The organism is Rhodoferax sp. GW821-FHT07G04, from assembly GCF_059418585.1.
Map to the genome: position 1 here is coordinate 1,927,466 of NZ_JBWKQD010000001.1, position 22,716 is coordinate 1,950,181.

20 protein-coding genes are annotated in these 22,716 nt (G+C 63.3%); 13 read left to right on the forward strand and 7 right to left on the reverse strand.

What is annotated here, in order from left to right; all coding sequences use genetic code 11:
* Positions 1-3,691 (forward strand): beta strand repeat-containing protein (locus AC07OO_RS08905; protein ID WP_495081690.1); only part of this gene is annotated, 3,691 nt, incomplete at its 5' end.
* Positions 3,692-3,765: 74 nt separating this feature from the next.
* On the opposite strand, the gene AC07OO_RS08910 is transcribed toward AC07OO_RS08905, so the two are convergent.
* Together AC07OO_RS08910 and AC07OO_RS08915 are read right to left on the reverse strand one after the other, a co-directional pair.
* Positions 3,766-5,685: a bifunctional diguanylate cyclase/phosphodiesterase gene (locus tag AC07OO_RS08910; protein WP_495081691.1), complete on the reverse strand. Its 1,920-nt coding sequence runs from the start codon at positions 5,683-5,685 to the stop codon at positions 3,766-3,768.
* 31 nt (positions 5,686-5,716) lie between these two features.
* Complete coding sequence (locus AC07OO_RS08915; RefSeq protein WP_495081692.1) at positions 5,717-6,355, reverse strand: transglutaminase-like cysteine peptidase; 639 nt, start codon at positions 6,353-6,355, stop codon at positions 5,717-5,719.
* Between the two features lie 371 nt (positions 6,356-6,726).
* On the opposite strand from AC07OO_RS08915, the gene AC07OO_RS08920 reads away from it, so the two are divergent.
* Entirely contained in the window at positions 6,727-8,574 is a 1,848-nt protein-coding gene (locus tag AC07OO_RS08920) for a TolC family outer membrane protein (RefSeq protein ID WP_495081693.1), read from the forward strand.
* Positions 8,575-8,605: 31 nt separating this feature from the next.
* Here AC07OO_RS08920 and AC07OO_RS08925 read toward each other — a convergent pair whose 3' ends face one another.
* Together AC07OO_RS08925 and AC07OO_RS08930 are read right to left on the reverse strand one after the other, a co-directional pair.
* Positions 8,606-9,370, reverse strand: a complete 765-nt coding sequence (locus AC07OO_RS08925; RefSeq protein ID WP_495081694.1) for an acetyltransferase domain-containing protein — start codon at positions 9,368-9,370, stop codon at positions 8,606-8,608.
* On the reverse strand, positions 9,370-9,819 hold the full coding sequence (locus tag AC07OO_RS08930) for a type II secretion system protein N (RefSeq protein ID WP_495081695.1): 450 nt from the start codon (positions 9,817-9,819) through the stop codon (positions 9,370-9,372). Before AC07OO_RS08930 ends, AC07OO_RS08925 begins: the two co-directional genes overlap by 1 nt.
* Positions 9,820-9,843: 24 nt before the next feature.
* Here AC07OO_RS08930 and gspG point away from each other — a divergent pair, with 24 nt between their 5' ends.
* The 11 genes from gspG to AC07OO_RS08985 all read left to right on the forward strand — a co-directional run bounded on the left by gspG (position 9,844) and on the right by AC07OO_RS08985 (position 19,619).
* Positions 9,844-10,314 (forward strand): type II secretion system major pseudopilin GspG, encoded by a 471-nt coding sequence (gspG, locus tag AC07OO_RS08935; RefSeq protein WP_495081696.1) that lies wholly within the window; start codon positions 9,844-9,846, stop codon positions 10,312-10,314.
* Positions 10,315-10,333: 19 nt separating this feature from the next.
* A complete protein-coding gene (locus AC07OO_RS08940; protein ID WP_495081796.1) occupies positions 10,334-10,795 on the forward strand; it encodes a prepilin-type N-terminal cleavage/methylation domain-containing protein in 462 nt (153 codons plus the stop codon).
* Positions 10,792-11,169 (forward strand): type II secretion system minor pseudopilin GspI, encoded by a 378-nt coding sequence (gene gspI / locus AC07OO_RS08945; protein ID WP_495081697.1) that lies wholly within the window; start codon positions 10,792-10,794, stop codon positions 11,167-11,169. The genes AC07OO_RS08940 and gspI overlap by 4 nt, the downstream gene beginning before the upstream one ends.
* A gap of 1 nt (position 11,170) precedes the next feature.
* The gene (locus tag AC07OO_RS08950) at positions 11,171-11,950 is read left to right on the forward strand and encodes a PulJ/GspJ family protein (RefSeq protein WP_495081698.1); all 780 of its coding nucleotides are present in this window, start codon (positions 11,171-11,173) and stop codon (positions 11,948-11,950) included.
* Entirely contained in the window at positions 11,947-12,903 is a 957-nt protein-coding gene (gene gspK, locus AC07OO_RS08955) for a type II secretion system minor pseudopilin GspK (RefSeq protein WP_495081699.1), read from the forward strand. Before AC07OO_RS08950 ends, gspK begins: the two co-directional genes overlap by 4 nt.
* Before the next feature lie 67 nt (positions 12,904-12,970).
* Positions 12,971-14,224: a type II secretion system protein GspL gene (gspL, locus tag AC07OO_RS08960; RefSeq protein ID WP_495081700.1), complete on the forward strand. Its 1,254-nt coding sequence runs from the start codon at positions 12,971-12,973 to the stop codon at positions 14,222-14,224.
* A complete protein-coding gene (locus AC07OO_RS08965) occupies positions 14,221-14,733 on the forward strand; it encodes a type II secretion system protein M (RefSeq protein WP_495081701.1) in 513 nt (170 codons plus the stop codon). The genes gspL and AC07OO_RS08965 overlap by 4 nt, the downstream gene beginning before the upstream one ends.
* A gap of 9 nt (positions 14,734-14,742) precedes the next feature.
* Positions 14,743-15,546 carry a type II secretion system protein N gene (gspN, locus tag AC07OO_RS08970; RefSeq protein WP_495081702.1) on the forward strand — a complete coding sequence of 268 codons (804 nt, stop codon included), beginning with the start codon at positions 14,743-14,745 and terminating at the stop codon, positions 15,544-15,546.
* A gap of 16 nt (positions 15,547-15,562) precedes the next feature.
* Positions 15,563-17,689, forward strand: a complete 2,127-nt coding sequence (gene gspD / locus AC07OO_RS08975; protein ID WP_495081703.1) for a type II secretion system secretin GspD — start codon at positions 15,563-15,565, stop codon at positions 17,687-17,689.
* A gap of 17 nt (positions 17,690-17,706) precedes the next feature.
* The gene (locus tag AC07OO_RS08980) at positions 17,707-19,104 is read left to right on the forward strand and encodes a GspE/PulE family protein (RefSeq protein ID WP_495081797.1); all 1,398 of its coding nucleotides are present in this window, start codon (positions 17,707-17,709) and stop codon (positions 19,102-19,104) included.
* 143 nt (positions 19,105-19,247) lie between these two features.
* Positions 19,248-19,619, forward strand: coding sequence for a hypothetical protein (locus AC07OO_RS08985; RefSeq protein ID WP_495081704.1), 372 nt, complete (start codon positions 19,248-19,250; stop codon positions 19,617-19,619).
* 93 nt (positions 19,620-19,712) lie between these two features.
* On the opposite strand, the gene AC07OO_RS08990 is transcribed toward AC07OO_RS08985, so the two are convergent.
* From AC07OO_RS08990 to AC07OO_RS09000, 3 genes are all read right to left on the reverse strand, one after another.
* A complete protein-coding gene (locus tag AC07OO_RS08990) occupies positions 19,713-20,699 on the reverse strand; it encodes a lipase secretion chaperone (protein WP_495081705.1) in 987 nt (328 codons plus the stop codon).
* 48 nt (positions 20,700-20,747) lie between these two features.
* The gene (locus tag AC07OO_RS08995) at positions 20,748-21,665 is read right to left on the reverse strand and encodes a lipase family alpha/beta hydrolase (protein WP_495081798.1); all 918 of its coding nucleotides are present in this window, start codon (positions 21,663-21,665) and stop codon (positions 20,748-20,750) included.
* A 266-nt stretch (positions 21,666-21,931) separates the two neighbouring features.
* A complete protein-coding gene (locus AC07OO_RS09000) occupies positions 21,932-22,579 on the reverse strand; it encodes a Crp/Fnr family transcriptional regulator (protein ID WP_495081706.1) in 648 nt (215 codons plus the stop codon).
* Positions 22,580-22,716: the final 137 nt, after the last annotated feature.

Consider the following 22,716-nt stretch of genomic DNA (forward strand, 5'->3'; position numbering starts at 1 on the left):
CGATGTCTTCACCTACACGGTGCGCGATACCGCTGGCCTGACGTCCTCCACCACGCTGACCATCACCGTCACCGGTACTAACGATGGACCGGTAGCCGTCAATGACAGTGCAACGGGCAATGAAGACCAGGCTATTTCCATTCCCCTGACGACACTCTTGAGCAACGACTCCGACCCCGACGGCGACACCTTGAGCGTGACCTCCGTGCAAGGAGCCACCAATGGGACTGTGTCACTGGTAGGTGGCAACGTCGTGTTTACGCCCACCGCCAACTACAACGGACCGGCCTCCTTCACCTACACCATCAGCGATGGACACGGCGGAACATCCACCGCTACGGTCAACTTGACGATCAATCCGGTTGACGATCCTTTCACAGATGCCAACGAAACAGTCAGCGTAGCCGAAGACACTACCTTGGCTGGCAGCGTGCTTACCGGCACCAGCAGCGTGGATGGCCCTGTTACCGTTGTTTCCTATCTGGTAGCCGGTGATGCGACGGTTCATACGGCCGGCGCCACGCCCACCGTGATCGCCGGTGTCGGCAGCCTGACCATTTTGGCCAATGGTTCTTACACTTTCGTGCCGGCTGCGAACTACAACGGTACAGTACCCGTGGTCACATATACGATGACGGATGGATCCAGCAACGATACGTCTACCTTGGCCATTACAGTGACCCCGGTCAACGATGCTCCTGTGGCTGTCAACGATACCAAGACCATCAACGAAGACACACCAACGGTATTCACAACAGCCAGCCTATTGGCCAACGATACGGATGTCGAAAACAACACCCTCAGTGTCACATCCGTGCAGGGCGCAACGCACGGAACGGTATCCTTGTCCGGTGGCAACATCACGTTCACGCCCGACACCAACTACAGCGGCCCGGCATCCTTTACCTACACCATCAGCGATGGCAATGGAGGCACCTCTACAGCGGCAGTCAATATCACGGTCGTTGCAGTCGCTGACACGCCGAATTTGACGGTCACCAACGCCTCCGGCCAGGTGTTCAATACCGGATGGGAATCGGCTCCCAATAGTGATACCACGTCGCAGCCCGTGGCTGGCCCCACCTTTGATGGTTGGAATTTGCTCTACCCCACCGGCACAACAGGCGGAGTGCCCACGACGCCCGATACGAACGGCACCAATGGCATGGACCGTTTCGAGACCTGGACCACCGGTGACCAAATGACTAACCAGGCGGGCAACCTGGTTTCATTTAACGCTGCAACCGGCGACGGCACCACGTTCCTCGAACTCAACAATGCCAGCACGACGACGAATCCACAAACTCTGGGTATAGAACGCACAGTAGTCACTCAAGTTGGACAAGTGTATGAATTGTCCTTGGATTACGCTGGCCGGCTTGGATTTGACACCACGTACACGGCTATCAAAATTACCGTCAATGGCGTCACCATTGGTACCTATGCGTCGACAAGTGGTCAGACAGCACTCGATTGGCAGAACCTGCACTTGAGTTTTGTGGGCACGGGCTCCGATACGATTCGTATCATCACCGATGCCACCAACTTCCTCAACGCCGGTCGCGGAGCAATGGTCGATGACATCAATTTACGCTTTGCGCAGGGCGCTATCCAAGGCAATGCCGTCGGCGGAACGCAAACCGACATTGCCTTGGCCCAATACGTTACGGCCAGCTTGAACGACACCGACGGATCAGAAGCTCTGACCATCACATTCTCAGGAATCCCCGCCGGGGCGGTCATTACGACCTCATCCAACCCGACGGGTATCACCCCCACGGCTGGATCCGTGACTATCAGCCAGGCAGATTTGGCAAGTGCGCACATCTTGCTGCCGGCTTCGCAAGTGGGTACGTTCTCACTCGGCGTAGTGGCAACCGCGACAGAGTCCTCCAACGGCAGTGCGGCCACCAAGTCCGGAACACTAACTTTGGAAATCATGTCCAAGGGCGTGACTATGACGGATCTCGTGGATACCGGTGTCAACACGGCGCCGGACGCAAAGAACGACACGCCAACAACCGCTCTGCTCGAAGGCTCCGCAACGACAACACTTACCGGCCAAGCCATCACTGGCGGATCTGGCAATGTGACCGACACCGACCCCAACGCCGGCGCAGTACTCCAGGTGACCGACTTGGTGGCCGGCGTAGGCACTATTCCAGCTGGCACTACGGCACTGGCGTCTCCGGTCACGGTGACGGGTCGCTATGGCAGCTTGCAGATTGCCGCCAACGGCAGCTATACCTACACACTGGACAATTCCAATGCCAACACGACTGCCTTGGTCACCGGCCAGACCGGCCACGACATTTTCACCTACAAGATTCGTGATGGCCAAGGTGGTTACGACACTGCAACCATAGACATCACGATCAATGGCACATCACCTGCAACCTTCGCTTTGATGGCGAGCCAGTCAATGAGCGTGGCGACCACACCCGCATCGTCCGGCAGCCCGTTCACGGACGCCAACGAAGTGGTGAGCATGGCAGAGGATTCCGTGCTCAACGGAAGCGTGCTGACCGGAACCACCAGCAGCAACGGAACGGTTTCCGTCACGACTTTCCAGGTCGCAGGCGACAGCACCGTCTATGTGGCGGGCCACTCCGCCACCATCGCTGGCGTCGGCAGCTTGTTGATCAATGCAAACGGCTCCTACACGTTCACACCGAACGCCAACTACAACGGATCTGTTCCCGTGGTCACCTACACGATGAATGACGGCTCCAACAGCGATACGTCCACGCTGTCGATCACCGTTACACCGGTGACCGATGGATTCACTGACAAGAACGAGACCGTCACCCTCGACACCGGAGCAAGCTTGTTGCAGGGCAGCGTTCTGACGGGCACCAGCAGCGTGGACGGCACCGTACACGTCACCACGTTTGTGGTGGCTGGAGACAATACCGTTTTCAATGCAGGACAGACCGCCACCATCTCCGGCGTTGGCACCCTGCAGATCAGTGCGGACGGAAGCTACTCGTTTACCGCAAACAAGGGCTACACCGGCGCAGTGCCCGTTGCCACTTACTCCCTGTCGGATGGCACCAGCACCGACACCTCGACGCTGACCATCAACATCAACCATGGCCCGACGGCCGTGCATGACACGGCAACGACCACCGTGGATACGCCGGTCACGATTGCGGGTAGCACCCTGTTGATCAATGACAGCGACCCTGACGGCGATCCGCTCACCTTGTTCTCGGTGCAAAACGCAACCCACGGCACGGTTGCCCAAGTCGGATCAGATGTCGTGTTCACGCCAACCGCCGGTTACACCGGTGCGGCTTCGTTCAACTACACCATCAGCGATGGCCACGGGGGAACATCCACGACTACCGTCGATCTGACGGTCGCGGCAGCAAACCATGCACCGGTCGCAGTGGCCGATTCCGTCACCGGCACGGCCAACTCGCCGGTCGTCATCGCCACGACCACGCTGCTGAGCAACGACACCGATCCTGACAGTGATCCCTTGACCATCAGCTCAGTGCTCGACGCAACCCATGGAACGGTCTCACTGGTCGGCAACAACGTTGTGTTCACGCCCACCAAGGACTACGTGGGAGACGCCTCATTCAGCTACACCATCAGTGATGGCCACGGTGGCACGGCTTCGGGCTCGGTCAGCATCACGATTGCTGCCGAACTGTTGAAGGCTGGCAGCGGCACGCCCCCGTAATCTCAAACAAGGCCCCGCGTTCCCGCGGAGCCTTCGCCGAGATGCTTTCTGTAGATCGGACTGAATTGACCCGCTTAAGGGGAGGGCTCGTTCACGGCAGGTCCGGTAGCGCCATCAAAACCCAACGGTCCAAGCGCTTGGAGATCGGCCCCATTGGTAACGCCCTCGGCGATAACTTTCAAGCCGATGCTGTGAGCTATCGTGGACAGTCCCTTCAAGAAGGCCTGGTTGCCCGCATTGCCGTCCAGCCCGCGCACAAAGCTGCCGTCGACTTTCAAATAGTCCAGCCCCAGGTCGTGCAGGCGTCCGATTTCACTGAACTGGCGCCCGAAGTGTTCCAGGCCCAGCTTGCAACCCACGCCGCGCAAGTCGGCACACAGAGCCTTGAACGCATCGAAATGGGACAGCGCACCCGACTCCGCCACCTCCAGCCACAGGCGCTGCGTACCCGCGCGCCGACGCAGCAACTTCTGCAAGTCGGCGCGAAACTCGGGCAGGTAGATGGAGCTGGCCGATAGGTTGATGGCAAGACCCGTCAACTGGGGTTTGGCTTCCAGTTCGTCCAACCCCAGGGCTACGGCAGCCAAGTCCAGCTGCGGCGTCAGCTTCAACCGCTCGGCCACCGGCAAGAATTTACCCGCTGGCTGCCACTCGCCTTGCTCATCGAACATCAGGCGCAGCGGACACTCACGGTGCACCAGTTGTCCATCCAACGTCATCACCGGGAAGGACACCAGACGTACCCACTTTTGGCTCAGTGCACGTTGGATCAGTTTGGACCACTCCTCGGTGCTCTTGGGCGTATCCTCTCCGGCGTGCAGGTCCACGACTTTCAAGCCACTAGCGCCTGCTGCTTCCACGGCCGCCAAGGCCATGTCCACCTGGGCCAAGATGGTGTCCATTTCAACCCCGGGCGGGAAATGGCCGCAGCCCAGCCAGGTGCTCGGGCGATCGGGCAAATAGGCAGCGGCCTCGCTGGTCAGTGCCTGGAACAATTCTTCCGCCACCTCTTGTGGCGAAGACAGGGCCGGCACCAACATCGCAAAGTCGGCACCATTCAGCCGCGCGGCCAGTGCCTCCGGGTAGCGCTCGCAGACCGACGTGAGCCCACGGCCAAAGGCGCGCAGAAGCTCGTCGGTATCCTTGCGGCCCAGCGCCTGGTTGACCGTCGCCAGATTGGCAACGCGGGCGATGAACACTGTGCCCCCCGCCGAGTGCTCTGCATGCACCGTGTCACGCAAACGGGACATGAAATTGCTGCGGTTGGCGAGCCCCGTCAGGGTGTCGCAGTTGGCTTCGCGGCGTACACCTTCCAGCCGCTTGGCCTCGTCATCAAACATGGTCTTTAGCCGCGCCACCGTCACATTCATCGCGTTGGCCAACTTCTTCAGCTCCGGCACCGCCGGCTCTTCCATAGTCACAAAACGGCGTTCCGTGATGGCCTGGGCTTGGTCAATAACAGCATTCAAAGGGCGCCGCAAGCGGCGCAATACCAGCGTCGCCATATAACCACCGGCCAAGCCCGCAAGCAGCAGGGCCAGCGCCATTTCCTTGGCACTCTTCCACAGCGCCGCATACGCAAAGCGGCTTTGGCTCACCAGCGTAACGGTACCCATTTGCTTCCAGCCGCTGGAGATTTGCGCCTGTCCGGCCTGCGCCTGGATAGGTAGCAATTGCACAAACCAGGTCGGCGCACCCAGATCGGTATCCGACCCCACGCGCTCCGACATCGTCTTGCCCTGGGGATTGGTTACACGTACGAGCTCATAGTGTCCCCCATCAAACAGCGAGGACACGACCAGGTCGATCATCACGTCGTCTGGACTGCTCTGGCTCAGGGACAGCGCCAAGGCTGTTGCGTTGTCCGTGTTCTTGATGGACAGCTGCGACTCCAGATAGGCACGGGCACTCAACATGGAGACCAGCAAGCTCCCAGCCAAGGCCATCAGCGTGCTGGCGATGATGGTAAGCCATAGTTGGCGAAACATTGACATTTTCAACTTCCTTTCCTGTGCTCCGGCGAGGCTACTCAAAGCCCTCGGCGCGTGCACGCTTCAACAAATCTTCCCACCGCGACAAACGCCCCGTTCCAGCAGCCGGCGTCGCATCCTTGCCCGAGACCCCGGTGAAAATGCCTTCGCTGTTAAAGCTGAAGACGGGCACCAGATCCGGCCGACGCGATGCCGGACGTATGTCGCCAATCAGGTTGTCCAACACCATGGGCTCTGCCTCGGGTTTGGCGTAATAGGCCAGCACCATGTGCGCCTGCAAGGCCGTGCTGTCCGTCGAGCCTGTCTTGGCCCGCACATAGATGAGCCGTAACTTGCTGGACTCCACGCCCATCTCCTTCAACGTAAAGTACTTGGCTATGACAAAGTCTTCACAGTCTCCAGCACCTTTGCCCAAGGTTTCCAGCGGAGTAGCCCAATAGTCTTCCTGGCCCCAGACTGTGGCATCGTCCCCAAACGTGATTTGCCGATTGAAGAAGTCGTTGGTGCGCTTGAGCCGGTCCACATCGCCCGCCGCCTTGTTGCTGACGATCAGGTTTTGCCAGGCATTGAATTTGGCAGTAGGCCCCGCGCCCCAGCGTTGGGCAAGACTGGCCAGCAATTTCTCAAAGTCCGCTCCGCCGTAGGCGGCCTGCCCCAGCCAAACCGCCCCCAATAGAACGAGCCACGCCCCTGCGGTCGCACAGTATCTGCGTGCAGTTGGCGGGCTTTTCAGCACGGTAAAGAATCCGTCAGGTCCATGGAGCAGACTGGCTAGTGACGGCGCCTACCCAAGGCCCGGGGCACGGGTAAGCGACCTGCCACCCAAGACGCCGCCTGGGAATCTGTCAAAATAAAGTTGTAACATTTTGTGTATTTTTTCACACAAGATCCCATTTTTAAAACGCCCGCGCCCACACTTGCTGCAGTGCTCGCAATTTCCTAGCAGAATGCCGCACTATCTATACTCGCCGAACACTAGCACAGTCTGTCGGTGGGCAGGTGCCGTCCAAGCCGCCCAACCCTTGCAGGAAGAATTCAATCAGTATGAACAAGCTCACCCGCATCAGCTACGCCGTCCTGCTTGCCACCGCGGGCATCAGCCCTTGGGCCAACGCCGAGCCTTCGCCTGGCAACTTGAAGGACGCGGTCGAACGGGCCATCCTGCAAAATCCGGAAGTCAAATTGCGCTTCCACAATCTGGAGGCCGCCAAGGCCGAGCGCCAGGCAGCCCAAGGTGGCTGGTTGCCCCGCGTGGATCTGGAGATCGCCGGCGGGGCCTACGAAACCAAAACCCCGTCGCTGGCATCGACGCAGGGTTACAACGGCAATCGGGCTTCGTTGCAATTGCGCCAGACCCTGTTCGATGGCTTTGCCACGCTGCATGAAACCCGCCGCCTGAGCTACGCACAGCAGACCGCATATTTCGAACTTTTGTCTGTCAGCGACCAGACCGCACTGGAAGTGGCCCGTGCCTACCTGGATGTGCTGCGCTACCGTGATCTGGTCCAACTCGCCGCCGACAACTTCACCACCCACCAGGAGGTGCACGACCGCCTGAGCCAAAAAGTGAATGCGGGCGTAGGCCGCAAGGTCGACCTCGAGCAGGCGGCTGGACGCATGGCCTTGGCCGAATCCAACTGGCTGACCGAGTCCAGCAACCTGCACGACGTGTCCGCCCGCTACCAACGCTTGGTGGGGGACCTACCCTCAACCAACCTGGCCGCGGTCGAACCCATGGGTGCCTTCGTAAAGGCTGGCGCCGGATTCATGGCAGATGCCATACGCACCAACCCCGACTTTCTAGCCGCTGTCGCCACCATCCGCGGCTTCCGCTCGGATGGAAACGTGCGCCGCTCCGCGTATGCGCCGACCATCGAGCTGCGTGCACGCCAAAGTGTGGAGACCAACCAGAACGGCGTGACCGGCGACTACCGCGATAGCGCATTGGAAGTGGTCCTGAGCTACAACCTGTACCGTGGTGGGGCGGACAAAGCCCGCGTAAACCAATATGTCGCCAAGCTCGGCAGCGCCTTCGATCTGCGTGACAAGGCCTGCCGAGACGTATGGCAAACCGGTGAAATCGCGTTCAACGACTCCCAGCGCTTGGCTGCGCAGATCAAGCTGTTGAGTCAGCACGAGCTGTCGACATCCAAAGCCCGCCAAGCCTACCAGCAGCAATTCGATATCGGCCAGCGCTCGCTGCTGGACTTGCTGGATACCGAGAACGAGTTGTACCAGGCCCGCCGTGCCCTGGCCAACGCCGAATACGACTTGCAACTGTCGTCAATACGGGTATTGGCAGCCTCGGGGTCCCTGCTAAGCACATTGAAACTGCAAACCCTGGCCCGGGACATCCCCGACCCATCGGGAAATACGGAAGACGAAGACGGGCTGATGCAATGCAGTAACGCCGTGCCCGTCGCCTCCACGCTGGATCGCACTTTCAGTTCGCGTCCCGCCTCCCTGCCGGCAGACCCGGTCAAGCCCGTGGCCACAACGTCTGCTCCTGTGGTACCTCCGGCACCCGCCCCCGTCGCTGACTGCGCGCAACTGCCGCAAGCGGTGGAAACGTGGTTGAAGGCCTGGAACCGCAAAGACGTCGCTGGCTACCTGGGGGCCTATTCCAGCAATTTTGTGCCCGGCAATGCCATGGACCGCAAGCAGTGGGAAGCTATGCGCACCAGCCGCATCAGCAAGCAGGGCGATATCCAGATCACGATCGGCAAGTTGAGCACACTGCGCTGCAACGCCAAGGCGGCCGAGGTCGGGTTCTCGCAAGAGTACGGCTCCGCCAACTACAAGGACTCGGTCAACAAGACCTTGGCGTTGGAAAGCGTACAGGGCGCCTGGAAGATCACCCGTGAAACGGTGACCAAGGGTCGAAGCTATTAGTCCCAGGCGATTGGGACTGAAACAGGCCCGGCTAACGCAAAAAGCCCACTAGTGTCAGCAGCCCTATCAGCACGGGCTGGTGGGCCATGTACCAACTCAAACTCCAACGCCCTAACCAAGACAAGGGCGCCAAAGGCAATGCGAGGCCCTTCTGGTCCGCACGCGCCAACCACCCCCGCGCCAATGCCCATTGGCCAGCAGCCATACCCCACCACATCACGCCCAGCCAAGGCAGTATCGGCACATAGTCTTCTGTGATGGGCTTGTGGCTGATCAACCCCAGCCAATTCAGCGCCTTGAGGTCCCAGGCCTCGGCAAACGGCAACACCGCATGAACCTGCGGTGCATTCACGCCCAGCAAGACCATGAGCAGCCCGGCGGGCCACAACCAGCGCCCCCATGACGCCGTCGCCCGGCACACCAGCAGCATCACGGCCATACCGTGCAACACGCCGAAGTAGATCCAGCTATTGGGAAACATCAAAGCCGAGCCCAGACTGACAGCCGCGGCGCAGGCTGCGATTTGTGCCCAGCGTTTCCAGAAGCGCTGCCAGCTTTGCCCGGCATGCACGGCGACCGCCTGGCCCATTCCGGCGCACAACAAGAACAGACTCAGGATGCAGGTGCGCTGCACCGTCCACCGCGGATCGCGGTAAAAATCTTCGTGGATGACGCCGAAATGGTTGAGGTCAAAGCAGAAGTGAAAGGCCGTCATCCACAGCACGGCCGCCCCACGCAAGGCGTCCAATGTGTCGTGCCGCGGCGGCGCGGCAAGCCGTCGCACGCGAGGCCCCATCACTTGCTGAGCGGCGGCATTTCCAGCGTCATCTGCGCCGGACCATCCATGCTGGTGGCCAGCACGGCACGGCGACCCGTGACCGATTGCACCACCAGGTTGGTATCTACTGCAGCCCCCACGCGGTAGGGTTTGGCAGGCTTGCCGTCCACCGCAATCAGGGCTGCCCCGCCATGCACGCTATCGGCCAGAACACCCACCAAGGCATAGGCGGTGCTGGCAGCTGCAGGTGGCCCCCCCACAGGCGCCACCACGCCACCACCGCCTAGCGCGCGAGCCAGGGCCATAGGGTCCAGGGCGGAAAAACCGGAAGCCGGAATCGCGGTCGATACACTGTTGGCATGCGTGCTCTTCAGCGCCCAATAGGTGGCGCTGAGCGCCGCCAATGCGGCCAGCAGCAGCGTTGCCAGCCGAGACCCCCACACTTGCAGTAAAGCGTTTGTTTGCATTGCGCGATTATGATTGACCCGACCATGAATCCCCAACCCGCCAAACACCCCTCTCTCCTGGCCCGGCTTTCGCGCCGACGTAGCAAACGCCATGCAGGCTTCACCCTCATCGAATTGATGGTGGTGGTGTTGATCATTGGTGTGCTGGCTGCGCTCATCGTCCCCAGCGTACTGGACCGTGCCGACGACGCGCGCGCCACCGCCGCCAAGACCGACGTCAACCACCTGATGCAGGCGCTCAAGCTCTACAAGCTGGACAACCAGCGCTACCCCACCTCCGCCCAGGGCTTGCAGGCGCTGCTGACCAAACCCACGGAGGGTCCCGTCCCCACCAACTGGAAGCACTACGTGGAGAAGCTGCCCAATGACCCCTGGGGGCGGCCCTACCAGTACATGAACCCGGGCGTGCGAGCCGAGGTCGATGTCTTCTCCTTCGGCGCAGATGGCCAACCGGGCGGCGAGGGTAAGAATGCGGACATCGGCAGCTGGGACTAGCCTCCCATCAGAAGGCCGCATAGCACGCCGCTCGAGGCACCCAAGTGCCGCCCCTTCCAGAGGCTTCACTCTGCTAGAGCTACTGGTCGTCGTGGCCATCATGGCATTGGCCACAGCGGGGGTGGGCCTAGCGATGCGAGACTCTTCTCAAACCCAATTGGAACGCGAAGCCCAGCGCCTGTCCGCACTACTGGAGTCAGCCCGCGCCCTGTCGCGCATGACCGCCAACACCGTGACCTGGCACGCCACGCCCAACGGCTTTGCATTCGAAGGCTTGCCCAATACGGCCTTGCCTTCACAGTGGCTGAGTCCCGACATCGTGGCAACCAACACCCAAGCCGTGGTGGTGTTGGGGCCTGAACCCATCATCGGCCCACAGCGCATACGCCTGGCCTCGCTGTCCCAACCCACACGCAGCCTGAGCATCGCCACCGACGGCGTACGCCCGTTCAAAGTGCTGGCGGACGCTGAGACCCCATGAGTCTGCGAGCCCCCTTGCAGCGGGCCTCCCTTGGTTTCACCTTGGTAGAGATCCTGGTCGCACTGGCCATCGTGGCCATTGCTCTGGCCGCCGGCGTGCGCTCCACAGGGGCGCTGGGCCGCAATGCCGAACGACAGTCCGACCTGTTGCTGGCCCAACTGTGCGCCGAAAACGCGCTGGTCGCCGTGCGCCTGTCCAAGCAAATGCCGGCTGTGGGCGATAACACGACGGCTTGTGAGCAAGCGGGCCATAGCCAGGCGGTGACCCTATCGGTGCGGCCCACACCGAACCCCAATTTCCTGCGCGTCGAAGCCCATGTGGCAGAACGTGACACCCCTCTACTGACGCTGTCTACCGTGGTGGGACGGTACTGATATGGCCCCCACGCTTGTCGCTGCGCCTACTACGCTGCCCCCCAGGGGGGCTAAATCCGCTTGGGGCGGCCCGGCGCGGATTTTGGCCTCCACACGCATGCACGGCTTCACGCTGATTGAGCTGCTGGTCGCCATCGGCATCCTCGCGCTGATGGCCGGTCTGAGCTGGCGCGGGCTGGATGGCATGTCACGGGCGCAAACCCAGTTGCAGCAGCGCTCCGACGCCGTGCTCAGTCTGCAAGCCGGTCTGTCGCAATGGGTGGCCGATCTCGACGCCATCGTGCAAGTACCCAATACCCCGGCCCTGGATTGGGATGGCCGCGCACTGCGCGTGCTGCGGCGCAGCAGTGCGAATTCGGGTGATGGCCTGCTCGTCGTGGCTTGGGCGCGGCGCGATATCGATGGCGTGGGCCAGTGGCTGCGCTGGCAGTCGCCGCCCGTGAAGGTGCGGGGTGAGTTGCAAGCCACCTGGGCCCGCGCCGCCCAGTGGGCGCAAAACGCCAGCGAAGAAGACAAGAAGCTGGAGGTGCGGGTCGCCGCACTGGACCAGTGGAAGGTGTTTTACTTTCGCGCCGATGCCTGGACCAACCCTTTGTCCAGCGACGCCGCGATCCCGCCACCACCGCCCCCCACACCGGGCTCCGGCAGCACCGCCACGCCGACCGAAGCGGTGCTACCGGACGGGGTACGCCTGGTGCTGACCCTGCCACCCAACGAAGCCTTTGCCGGCACCCTGACCCGCGACTGGGCCCGCATCACGCTGGGGGGGGGCAAGCCATGACGGCTCGCGCACGCCAGGCCGGCGCAGCCCTGCTGATGGCCATGCTGACCGTGGCCCTGGTGGCCACCTTGGCCGCGGCCACGCTATGGCAGCAGTGGCGCAGTGTGGAGGTAGAAACCGCCGAACGCGCCCGCGTGCAATCGTTGTGGGTGCTGACCGGCGCACTGGACTGGGCTCGCCTGATCCTGCGCGAAGACGCCCGCTCCGGTGCGGTGGACTACCTGGGCGAACCCTGGGCCGTGCCGCTGGAAGAGGCTCGCTTATCCACCTTTCTGGCCGCCGAAAAAGGCGTGGCCACTGATGTTGCCGATACCAACGACGCCGCCTCCCAGGCCTTTTTGTCAGGCTACATCACCGACCTACAAGGGCGCATGAACGTGCTCAACCTGGTCGAGAACGGCAAACCCTCCGAACCCACGGTGCGCGCCTTCGCCAAGCTGTTCGAGAAGCTGGGCCTGCCCCGCACCGAGTTGGCCGCATTGATAGAAAACCTGCGCTTTGCGCAAGACGCCAGCCCCGACAACGGCTCCTCCCGCCTGGCACCGCTGATGCCGCAGCGCGTGGGGCAACTGGTGTGGCTGGGCCTGTCACCGCGCAGTCTGGCCATCCTGCGGCCCTTCATCACGCTGCTACCCCTGCGCACGCCAGTCAACCTGAACACGGCCAGCGCCCCAGTGCTGTTCGCGGTAATCCCCGGCTTGGACATGGCCCAGGCCGAGCGCCTGGTCACCACCCGCCAGTTCGCCCACTTCCGCACGCTCAGCGACGCCGGCAAGGTGGTGCCCGATGTGGCGGGTGACCTGAACGAAAACCAGCACAGCGTGGGCTCGCGCTTTTTCGAGGTCCTGGGCCGCTTGCGCTTGGACCAGACCACGGTGGACGAACGCTCGGTCGTGCAACGCGACGGCATCAACGTCAAAACCCTGTGGCGCGACCGCGGCGGAGCCTCGTAAACCCTAGCGGCCAGCCCAAAAACGGGACACAACGCACCCCTACAATGGCGCAGCTTCAAAAACCGGCATGTCCTCACTGATCATCACCCTCCCCAGCACCCCGCCCACGGCCAGCACGCCGTGCAGCACGGTATGGACCGAGGATGGCAGCACCGCCAAGCGCCACCTGGACGCGCCACCCAACCTGCTGCCGCAGACGCCCGATGCCGAAGTGGTGGTGGTCGTACCCGCAACCCAGTTGTCTTGGCACCGTGTGGAGTTCCCCAAGGGCACGCTGGAGCGCGGCATCTTCCAGGACGGCAACCACGCACCGCGCCTGCGCACCGTGCTCGACGGCCTGCTGGAAGACCAACTGCTGGACGAACCCGCCCAATTGCATTTCGCAATCCAGCCACAGACCCAGGCCGACGGACCCAATTGGGTGGCCGCCTGCGACCGGGCCTGGCTGCATGCCTGGTTGGCTATGCTGGAGCAAACCGGCCGACCCGTCGCACGCATCGTGCCCGAGCTGGCCCCCACCACCAATGCCGACGCTGGCCCCGACACCGTGCGCCTGAACGCTCTGGGCACCGCCGAGCAAGCCCAGTTGGTCTGTAGCAGTCCGCAAGGCGTGGTCGTGCTACCCCTGACCCACACCGGCGTGGCCCTGCTGACACTCGGCGACGAGCCGCCCCCCGCGGTCCTGGCCGAGCCCGCCGTGGCCGCCATTGCCGAACAGCATTTCACGGGCCGTGTCAGCCTGCAGACCCCGGCGCAGCGCGCCATGGCCGCCGCCCAGTCCGACTGGGACCTGGCCCAGTTCGACCTGCTGCGCACCCGCGGCACGCGCACGCGCAAGCAGTTAGCGGCTTGGGTCGGCGCGCTGTGGCAGTCCCCGCGCTGGAAGCCGGCACGCTGGGCCGCGGCGGCCATCGTGCTGGTCAATCTCATCGGCCTGCAGGCCTGGGCTTGGAAAGAACAGGCCGCGCTGGCCGACAAGCGCACCGCCGTGCGCGAGACGCTGACCATCACCTTCCCCGATGTGCGCGTGGTCGTGGACGCCCCCCTGCAAATGGCCCGCGCACTGGCCGACCTGCAGCGCCAAAGCGGCGCCGCCGCCAGCGGCGACCTGGAGACCATGCTTGGAACATTTCAGGCGCTAGCCCCCGAGATTGCTGCACCTACCGCTATCGAATTTGCAGCAGGCGAGCTGCGACTCAAACTCGCAGACCCCGCAGCACCCACCCTCGCCACGGCCATCACCCGCCTGCAGGCCCAAGGCTACAGCGCCCAGCAAGAGGGCGACCGCCTGGTATTGAAACAACAGGAGCGCCGGCCATGAACGGCAAAGCAAACGGCGCTGGCATGCTAGGCCCTCTGCAAGCCCGCTGGAGCCAGTTGGCACCGCGGGAGCGCAATTTCCTGCTAGGCGCGCTGGTGCTGATCGTGCTGGCCCTGCTATGGCAACTGCTCTTGGCGCCCGCGCTGCAAACCCTGCGCACCGCCCCGGCCCAGGCCGCCGCGCTGGATGCACAACTGCAACACATGCAGTCCATGCAAAACCAGGCCGCCGCGCTGCAGCGCCAGGCACCCGTGGCCTATGACGAAGCCCTGCGCGCACTGAACCTGGCCACCAAGCAAACCCTGGCGACCACAGCCCAGGTCAATGTGGCCGCCGACCGCGCCACCGTCACGCTGCAGGCCGCCGGTGCGGACGCCCTGGCCCTGTGGCTGACCCAGGTGCGGCTAAACGCCCGCTCGGTCCCGCTGGAGGCCCGCCTGACACGCAACACCACGGCCACCGGCGCCACCTGGAGCGGCACGCTGGTCATGAGCCTGCCGCAACGCTGAACACCACCCATGGCACGCACATCCGGTTTGCCGCAACACCAAGCCTCGCCCCCCTGGCGCTGGGCCATTGCTGGCGTGCTGCTGGGTGGCGTGCTGGCCACCACGGTGTTTGCACCCGCACGTTGGTTGACGGCAGCGCTGGGCCAGGCCAGCGGCCAACAACTGCAACTGGTCGGCGCCCAAGGCAGCATCTGGTCCGGCACCTCGCAACTGGTGCTGTCCGGCGGACAGGGCAGCACCCAGGCCGTGGCCCTCCCCGGCCGGGTGTCGTGGCGTATACGCCCCATGTGGGCCGGTCTCTCGCTGCAGATTACGGCTGACTGCTGCACCCCCCAACCCCTGAGCCTGCGCGCCACGGTCGTGGGCTGGAAGGGCCTGCGCATCGTGCTGCAAGACAGCCAATCGCAGTGGCCGGCCAGCCTGTTGGCCGGCCTGGGCACGCCGTGGAATACGGTACAAGCCCAGGGCCAGCTCAGCGCCAGCACCCAAGACTTTTCGGTGGAGTGGGCTCCCACCGGCATCGTCCAAACGGGGCGGGTGCAACTGGATGCGCTAAACATCTCCTCGCGCCTGTCCACGCTGTCGCCCATGGGCAGCTACCGTATCCTGCTGCAGGGCGGCCCCTCGCCCAGCCTGGCGCTCAGCACGCTGGAAGGCAGCCTGCAGCTCAGCGGCCAAGGCGAATGGGTGAACCAACGCCTGCGCTTCAATGGCGTGGCCAGCGCGGTGCCCGAGCGGGTCGAGGCTCTGTCCAATCTTCTGAACATTCTGGGGCGGCGCGACGGCGCGCGCTCCATCATCACCGTGGGCTAAAGTGAGGCCACAGCACATGAATACAGTGAACTTGCAACGCAAACCAATCGCTATCGCTTTGATAGCTGCTTACGCACTATTGGTGGGGGCTAGCGGCCTATTTTCTTTGAGCGCCCTGGCCCAACCAGCCCCTGCGGCCGCGGCAGCCGCCCCCGCCAAGCGCGGCGACCCCATCACGCTGAACTTCACCAACGCCGAGATCGACGCCGTGGCCCGCACCATGGCCACGCTGACCGGACGCAACGTGGTGGTGGACCCGCGTGTCAAGGGCACGATCACACTGACCACCGACAAGCCGGTAACGCCCGCCCAGGCCTATGCCCAGTTCCTGGCCATGCTGCGCCTGCAGGGCTTCACGGTGGTGGACGCAGCAGGGCTGGACAAGATCGTCCCCGAGGCCGATGCCAAGCTACAAGGCGGTGCGGTGTTCGACAACAACCTGGTGGCCGGCAACCAGATCAGCACGCAGATCTTCAAGCTCAACTTCGAGAACGCCAACAACCTGCTGCCCATCCTGCGGCCGCTGATCAGCCCCAACAACACCATCAACGTCAACCCCGGCAACAACTCGCTGGTCATCACCGACTACGGCGACAACCTGCGCCGCATGGCCCAGATCATTGCGGCCATGGACGTATCCAACGCCACCGACGTGGAGGTCATCAACCTCAAACACGCGATTGCCGTGGATCTGGCGCCGCTGGTGCTGCGTTTGCTGGAGTCGAGTGGCGGCACGGCCGGCGTACCCGGCGCACAGGCCGACAGCAGCTTCAAGACCACGCTGATTGCCGAGCCCCGCTCCAATTCACTGATACTGCGCGCCGCCAACCCGGCCCGCGTGGCACTGGCCAAGTCGCTGATCGACAAGCTGGACCAACCCGGCACGCAAAACGCCGCCGGCAACATCTACGTGGTCTACCTGAAGAACGCCGAAGCCACCAAGCTGGCTGCCACACTGCGCGCCGCCATCTCGGGCGAGGCCCGCAGTACCACCACAGCCACCAGCAGCACGCCCACGGCGGCGGCCCCTGGCGCGGCCACCACCGGCGGCAGCGGCAGCACGGCGACCAGCCAGTCGTCCACCGGCGGGCAGATCCAGGCCGATGCGTCCACCAATTCGCTGATCATCACAGCGCCCGAGCCGCAGTACCGCCAGTTGCGCGCCGTCATCGACAAGCTGGACGCGCGCCGCGCCCAGGTCTATGTGGAGAGCCTGATCGCCGAGGTCAATGCCGACAAGGCGGCCGAGTTCGGCATCCAATGGCAGGGTCCGCTGGGGCAGGCCGGCGACGGCGCTGTGGGCATCTTGGGTACCAACTTCAGCACGGGAAAAAGTACCAACATCATCAGCCTTGCCACCAACGCATTGAGCGGCGGTGCGACCCTGGCCACGGGCGGCAACCTGGCTATCGCCAACAAGGTCAACGGTGTCTATGTACTGGGCCTGCTGGCGCGCTACCTGCAGGCCAATGGTGATGGCAATGTTTTGTCAACGCCAAACTTGCTGACACTGGATAACGAAGAAGCCAAGATCATCATTGCGCAGAACGTGCCCTTTGTGACCGGCCAGTTCACCAACACGGGCGCAGGTGGGACCTCGGGCTCGGTCAATCCCTTCCAGACCATCGAGCGCAAGGACGTCGGCATTACGCTGAAGGTCAAGCCGCAGATCAGTGAGAACGGCACCGTCAAGCTGACGGTCTACCAGGAGGTGTCCACGATACAGGCCAGCACCATCAACGCGACCAATGGCCCTACCACCAACAAGCGCTCCTTCGAATCCAATGTGCTGGTGGAAGACGGCTCCATCGTGGTACTGGGCGGCTTGATACAAGACGAATACTCCAGCAGCCAAGACAAGGTTCCCCTCCTGGGCGACCTTCCGGTGGTGGGCAATTTGTTCAAGTCTGAGACACGCAGCCGCAAGAAAACCAACCTGATGGTGTTTCTGCGGCCCGTGGTGATGCGCGATGCCTCAGCAACCGACGCGTTGTCACTGGACCGCTACGAGCAGATGCGCCGCGGCCAACAAGAAACGCAACCACCAGCCAACGCCACCGTACCGGTCAATTCTGCCGTTGTGATGCCCCCCGCACCGGTGCCGTCCACTGCGCCGCTGGTTGTGCCTTCGACCAAGCCCTGAGCACCATGGCCCACGCCGTGCAATACCCGCTGCCCTACGCCTTTGCGCGCAGCCACCAACTGCTGCTGGAAGAGCAGGACGGCAACCTGACACTGTGGCTGCACGACCTGGCCAGCGACCAGTCGCAAAGCGCCGTGGCCGAGGTCATGCGCAAGTTTGGCGCGGCCCAGGTAGAGACCGAGGCCGCCGAGCTGCTGCGCCAGCGCATCAGCGCCGCTTACGCCCAAAGCGAATCCAGTGCCGCCACCGTCATCAGCGAGGTCGAGGCCGACGTGGACCTGTCGCGCATGATGCAGGCCCTGCCGGCCATCGAAGACTTGCTGGAAACCTCCGACGACGCGCCCATCATCCGCATGCTCAATGCACTCTTGACCCAGGCCGCGCGCGATGGTGCCAGCGACATCCACATCGAACCCTACGAGCGCCACTCCAGCGTGCGTTTCCGCGTCGACGGCTCGCTGCGCGACGTGGTGCAACCCAACCGCGCGCTACATGCCGCGCTGATCTCGCGCCTGAAGATCATGGCCGACCTGGACATCGCCGAAAAGCGCCTGCCGCAGGATGGTCGCATCTCGCTGCGCATCGGCACGCGCGGCGTGGACGTGCGCGTCAGCACGCTGCCCAGCGCCCATGGCGAGCGCGCCGTGCTGCGCCTCTTGGACAAGAGCGGCGGCAAGCTGAGCCTGGAATCGGTGGGCATGCAGGGCGATGTGCTGGCCCGCTTTGAAAACCTCGTGGCCCAGCCCCACGGCATTATTTTGGTGACCGGTCCCACCGGTTCGGGCAAGACGACCACGCTGTACGCCGCGCTGCAAAAGCTCGACACCCGCCGCCAGAACATCATGACGGTGGAAGACCCCATCGAATACGAGTTGCCCGGCGTCGGCCAGACGCAGGTCAATGCCAAGATCGACCTGGACTTTGCCAAGGCCCTGCGCGCCATCCTGCGCCAGGACCCGGACGTCATCATGATCGGCGAAATCCGTGATTTCGAAACCGCGCAGATTGCCATCCAGGCCTCGCTGACCGGCCACCTGGTGCTGGCCACGCTGCACACCAACGATGCGGCCAGCGCCGTCACGCGTCTGACGGACATGGGCATAGAGCCCTTCCTGTTGAGTTCCTCTTTGCTAGGCGTGCTGGCCCAGCGCCTGCTGCGCAAGCTGTGCACCACCTGCAAGGGCGCCGGCTGCGCGGAATGCGGCCATACCGGCTACCAGGGCCGCACCGGTGTTTTCGAATTGCTGGTGACGGATGACGCCATCCGCGCGCAAATCCACCACCAGGCCGCCGAGGCCGACATCCGAGCCACGGCACAGGCCACCGGCATGACGCTGATGCGCGAAGACGGCGAGCGCTTGGTCAAACTGGGCATCACCTCGCGCGAAGAGCTGGTGCGGGTGACAAGGGACTGATCTGGATGTGGTCCCCACGCTCCACCGCTGCGCGGGTCGCTGCCCCCTCCCGCACACTCTGTTGCAATTGCGCCGTGTTTCGGCGCCTTCTTTTGCTTTAGTTTCAAGGTCTGCGACCCACAATAGGTCTTAGAGGAAACCGCATGTCATCCCTGCAATACCAGCTCAAACAAGGCAACTACCATTTGTATGACCTGAGCACGCCGCAAAGCAAGGCCACTGGCGAGCACAAATTGCGCTTGATGACCGACACGGTGGCCATTGCCTTTGACGCACGCACCGGCAAGCTGCACGAACACGGCCATCCCTCACGCATCCACTCCTGGGCCAGCAACACCCGCCGGCGCCTGCGCGCAGCCGGCGACTATGACCGCGCCAATGACATCGTCGTCGTGTCCGGCCCGCTGCCGGTGGATGAAATCAACAAGTGTTTACGCATCACCGGCTACTGCCGTCAGTTGTTTGAGCGCCTGCCCAGCCTGCCGCATGGCAAGCATTTGGCCCCCGCACACTAAAAGTATGGCCCCCACGCTCCGCCACTGCGCCGGTCGCTGCCCCCCGAGGGGTCTAACTCGCCTTGGGGCGGCCCGGTGGCGAGTTGCCGTCGACTATTCGTAAGCCCTTAACCGCGGCCGCTCGGCTTCGCTAAACAAGCTCTGCTGCAATTGCGCCAAGCTGGCCTCGCGCTCTGACGCACTGGCATTCGCCTGGGATTGCAACAGCTTGCCGCGTTCTTCCTGGTAGCGCGCAATGCGGCTCTTCCACGCGGCCTCTTCACGGTCCACATCCGCCAGGCGGGCTGCGGCTTGGGGGTCCAGCTCCTTGGCGCGCATGCGGTAAACATCGTCCTCGCTGCCACCCTTGGCCCGCAGTTCCTGGGCCTGCTGCTCCAGGCGCACCACCAGGTTGGTGGCCTCGCGCTCCTTGCGCAAAGCCTCGGGTAGCGCGGCGTCCAGCCCTGCCAGTTGCTGTTTCTTTTGGGCCGCACTCAACTCGGGGTTTTGGCTGATCTCCAGCCGCGCGATGGCGTCCATGTCGTAGCGGTCGTCAAAGCCGAACATGCCCTCGGACTCTTCGGTGCTGAAGTAGCGGGAGCGCAGGTCCTGCATGGCCATGAAGCGTCCGCGTATGGCTTGCAGGCCATTGCCTGCGAGTTGGGGTTGGCTTTCGAGCCGGACCAGCTCGCGCTTGAATTCAATGTAGAGGCCCAGCAGGCGCTGTGCCTTTTTGGCCTGTTCGGGCGGCAGGCGGCGGTCCAGCTCACCGCGGATCTGCAGCGTGATGGTCTCTATGCTTTGCTCGCCGACGGCGCTCAGGTAGTAGTCAAACAGGCGCTTGAGTTCGCCATAGGCCAACACACCAGAGGCCCCGCTGGCCGCCCCTTTGGACACCGCCAGCAAGTCGCCGTCGGGCAGCGTGTCTTGCATGGAGCGCACAAAAGGCGCGGTCCGGCTGACCGGACCGACCACGGCAACCGCGGCCGGAACGCTAGCAGCCTGCGACCCCGGCCACCACCAGGCCAACAGGCCACCACCCACCAGCGCGAGGCTGATCAGGGCCAGGCCCATGACCCGGGCATTGCGGCTCAGGTGCATGGCAGTACCGGTGCGGTGGTGGTGAAGGTCGTTGTTGTTGCAGCCGCTTTACAGGCCCATGCCCTGCAGGCGGTTGGCGTGCTGGCGGAAGATGGTCACGGGGTTGGTTTCGAAGATGTTGACCAGGCCAATGGTCTGGTTCACTTCGTCCAGGTGGTTCATCGCATAGTCGTCGCGGATGACGCGGCCCAGGTGGGTAGAGCAGCTGGCCACCAGGCCGTCATTCTTGGCACCGGCAAAGGCCAGCGAGGTCAGGGCCAGCGCGGGGTCGATCGGGTCCAGGATGTTGGTATAGGCCTTGGCACCGCTCCATGAAAAGTAGGCCACGCCACGGGCCGTATAGGCGCCTTCACCGCAAGCGGTGGTGGGCACGCCTTCGGGGTGGGCTGCATTGAATGCGTTCGAGCCGGCCGTGCTCAGCGACTTCGCTGCGGCCAGCGAGTTCTGGCTCAGGCCACTGCCGCCGGACAGGAAGTTGATGACGGTGGCCAGGCCGTTGGTAATGGACACGATGACCGAGTTGGACAGCGATCCGGGAGGGGCGACCTTCAGCAGCACGTCCGCCACGGCAGAGCCCTTGTTGACACCACCCACCGATGTGGCCGATGCCACCAGGTCCGGGCGCACCGATGCGACATAACGGATGGTCGGGCCACCATGGCTGTGGCCGATCAGGTTGACCTTGGCAGCGCCGGTGGCGGCCAGGATCTGCTTGACCTGGGTCAGCAACTGCTCGCCGCGCACCTCGGTGCTGTTGGCGGCAGACACCTGGGTCACATAGACCTTGGCGCCGTCGGCCCGCAGTGCAGAAGGAATGCCGTACCAATATTCCACCGGTCCGATGTTGTCAAAGCCAAACAGCCCGTGCACCAGCACGATGGGGTATTTGGTCTGGGTATAGCCCGCTGCGAAAGAGGAAGCGGGCAGGAGGGATAGGGCCAGCAAGCAGGCACCCAACCAGGTCATCAAGGTCTTTTTCACAATACGCTCCATTAGGGCCAAGGGCCCGAGGGTTGAAGGGAATCCGTCTCTATCTGAAAAGGCAGTGCGACCTCTTTGGTGGGGGCGCTGTCGCTGGCTGACCCGGTGCCCGCTGCTTGTGTCGGCAGGCCCAAATCAAAAAGCACGATCGTGCGATTAGTGAATCGTAGTTCACGTCAATCGGCTTGTCATGCTGGTATTCCCGGATGACGCGGTCCGGCGAGCTACGGGTTTACACGGGGATTGCACCGTCAGGCGCAGCCTGCTCCAGGGGCCTGCGGCTGCACGCGTTCCTTGGCCTTCAAACGGCTCAGGCTGACCGGCGTCACGCCCAGGTAGCTGGCGATGTGGTGCTGGGCAATACTGCCCTCCAGGCCGGGGAAATGTTGGCGAAACTGCGCCAGCCGCTGCGTGGCCGACAAGGCCGCCAGCGCCCACTCACGGTCCACACGGCGCATCAGCTCGGCGCGCAGCACGGCATCGCCCCAGCACTGCGCGTTGGCTACGGAGCGCATCAGGTCGATCAGCAGGTCCGCCTCGAACCGGGCGACCCGCACACCAGACAGGGCATGGCAATGGATGCGGGAGCGCCCGCCCGACGCACGCACAATGGCCGGCCACAAAATGCCAGGCCCCACGCTGAAGTCCAGCGTGACCTCACGCCCCGCTGCATCCCCCACCCAGGACCGCAGCACACCGGCGATCACAAAGTACTCGTGGCGCGCCTCCTGCCCCAGCTGCAGCAACGGCTCCTCGGCCCGCAGCACCTGGATGCGCATCGCGCCCAGCAAGGCATCGGCCACACCGGGCTCCAGCGGTGCGATGGCGTTGGCAATGGACAAGATGGTGGTCGCATCGCTCGGTGTCGGCGTGCCCCCGGCAGCAGTCGTCTTTTTCATGGAATCCGTTATCAAATGTTATCGCGCGGGTGCTGTGCCTACGGAAAGATGCAGGCTTCCTCTCCCACTCTGCACACGCAATATGACACCCTTCTGGACCTCTCCGTATTTTGTCTCTGTACTGGCCGCGTGTTTGC

What these genes read in the sequence shown, in the direction of transcription:
- AC07OO_RS08930 (WP_495081695.1), bottom strand. Translation starts at nt 9,819, where the DNA reads ATGCAAACAAACGCTTTACTGCAAGTGTGGGGGTCTCGGCTGGCAACG.
- gspN (WP_495081702.1), top strand. Translation starts at nt 14,743, where the DNA reads ATGGCACGCACATCCGGTTTGCCGCAACACCAAGCCTCGCCCCCCTGG.
- gspG (WP_495081696.1), top strand. Translation starts at nt 9,844, where the DNA reads ATGAATCCCCAACCCGCCAAACACCCCTCTCTCCTGGCCCGGCTTTCG.
- AC07OO_RS09000 (WP_495081706.1), bottom strand. Translation starts at nt 22,579, where the DNA reads ATGAAAAAGACGACTGCTGCCGGGGGCACGCCGACACCGAGCGATGCG.
- AC07OO_RS08995 (WP_495081798.1), bottom strand. Translation starts at nt 21,665, where the DNA reads ATGACCTGGTTGGGTGCCTGCTTGCTGGCCCTATCCCTCCTGCCCGCT.
- AC07OO_RS08985 (WP_495081704.1), top strand. Translation starts at nt 19,248, where the DNA reads ATGTCATCCCTGCAATACCAGCTCAAACAAGGCAACTACCATTTGTAT.
- AC07OO_RS08925 (WP_495081694.1), bottom strand. Translation starts at nt 9,370, where the DNA reads ATGGGGCCTCGCGTGCGACGGCTTGCCGCGCCGCCGCGGCACGACACA.
- AC07OO_RS08920 (WP_495081693.1), top strand. Translation starts at nt 6,727, where the DNA reads ATGAACAAGCTCACCCGCATCAGCTACGCCGTCCTGCTTGCCACCGCG.
- gspI (WP_495081697.1), top strand. Translation starts at nt 10,792, where the DNA reads ATGAGTCTGCGAGCCCCCTTGCAGCGGGCCTCCCTTGGTTTCACCTTG.
- AC07OO_RS08910 (WP_495081691.1), bottom strand. Translation starts at nt 5,685, where the DNA reads ATGTCAATGTTTCGCCAACTATGGCTTACCATCATCGCCAGCACGCTG.
- gspL (WP_495081700.1), top strand. Translation starts at nt 12,971, where the DNA reads ATGTCCTCACTGATCATCACCCTCCCCAGCACCCCGCCCACGGCCAGC.
- AC07OO_RS08990 (WP_495081705.1), bottom strand. Translation starts at nt 20,699, where the DNA reads ATGCACCTGAGCCGCAATGCCCGGGTCATGGGCCTGGCCCTGATCAGC.
- AC07OO_RS08965 (WP_495081701.1), top strand. Translation starts at nt 14,221, where the DNA reads ATGAACGGCAAAGCAAACGGCGCTGGCATGCTAGGCCCTCTGCAAGCC.
- gspD (WP_495081703.1), top strand. Translation starts at nt 15,563, where the DNA reads ATGAATACAGTGAACTTGCAACGCAAACCAATCGCTATCGCTTTGATA.
- AC07OO_RS08950 (WP_495081698.1), top strand. Translation starts at nt 11,171, where the DNA reads ATGGCCCCCACGCTTGTCGCTGCGCCTACTACGCTGCCCCCCAGGGGG.
- gspK (WP_495081699.1), top strand. Translation starts at nt 11,947, where the DNA reads ATGACGGCTCGCGCACGCCAGGCCGGCGCAGCCCTGCTGATGGCCATG.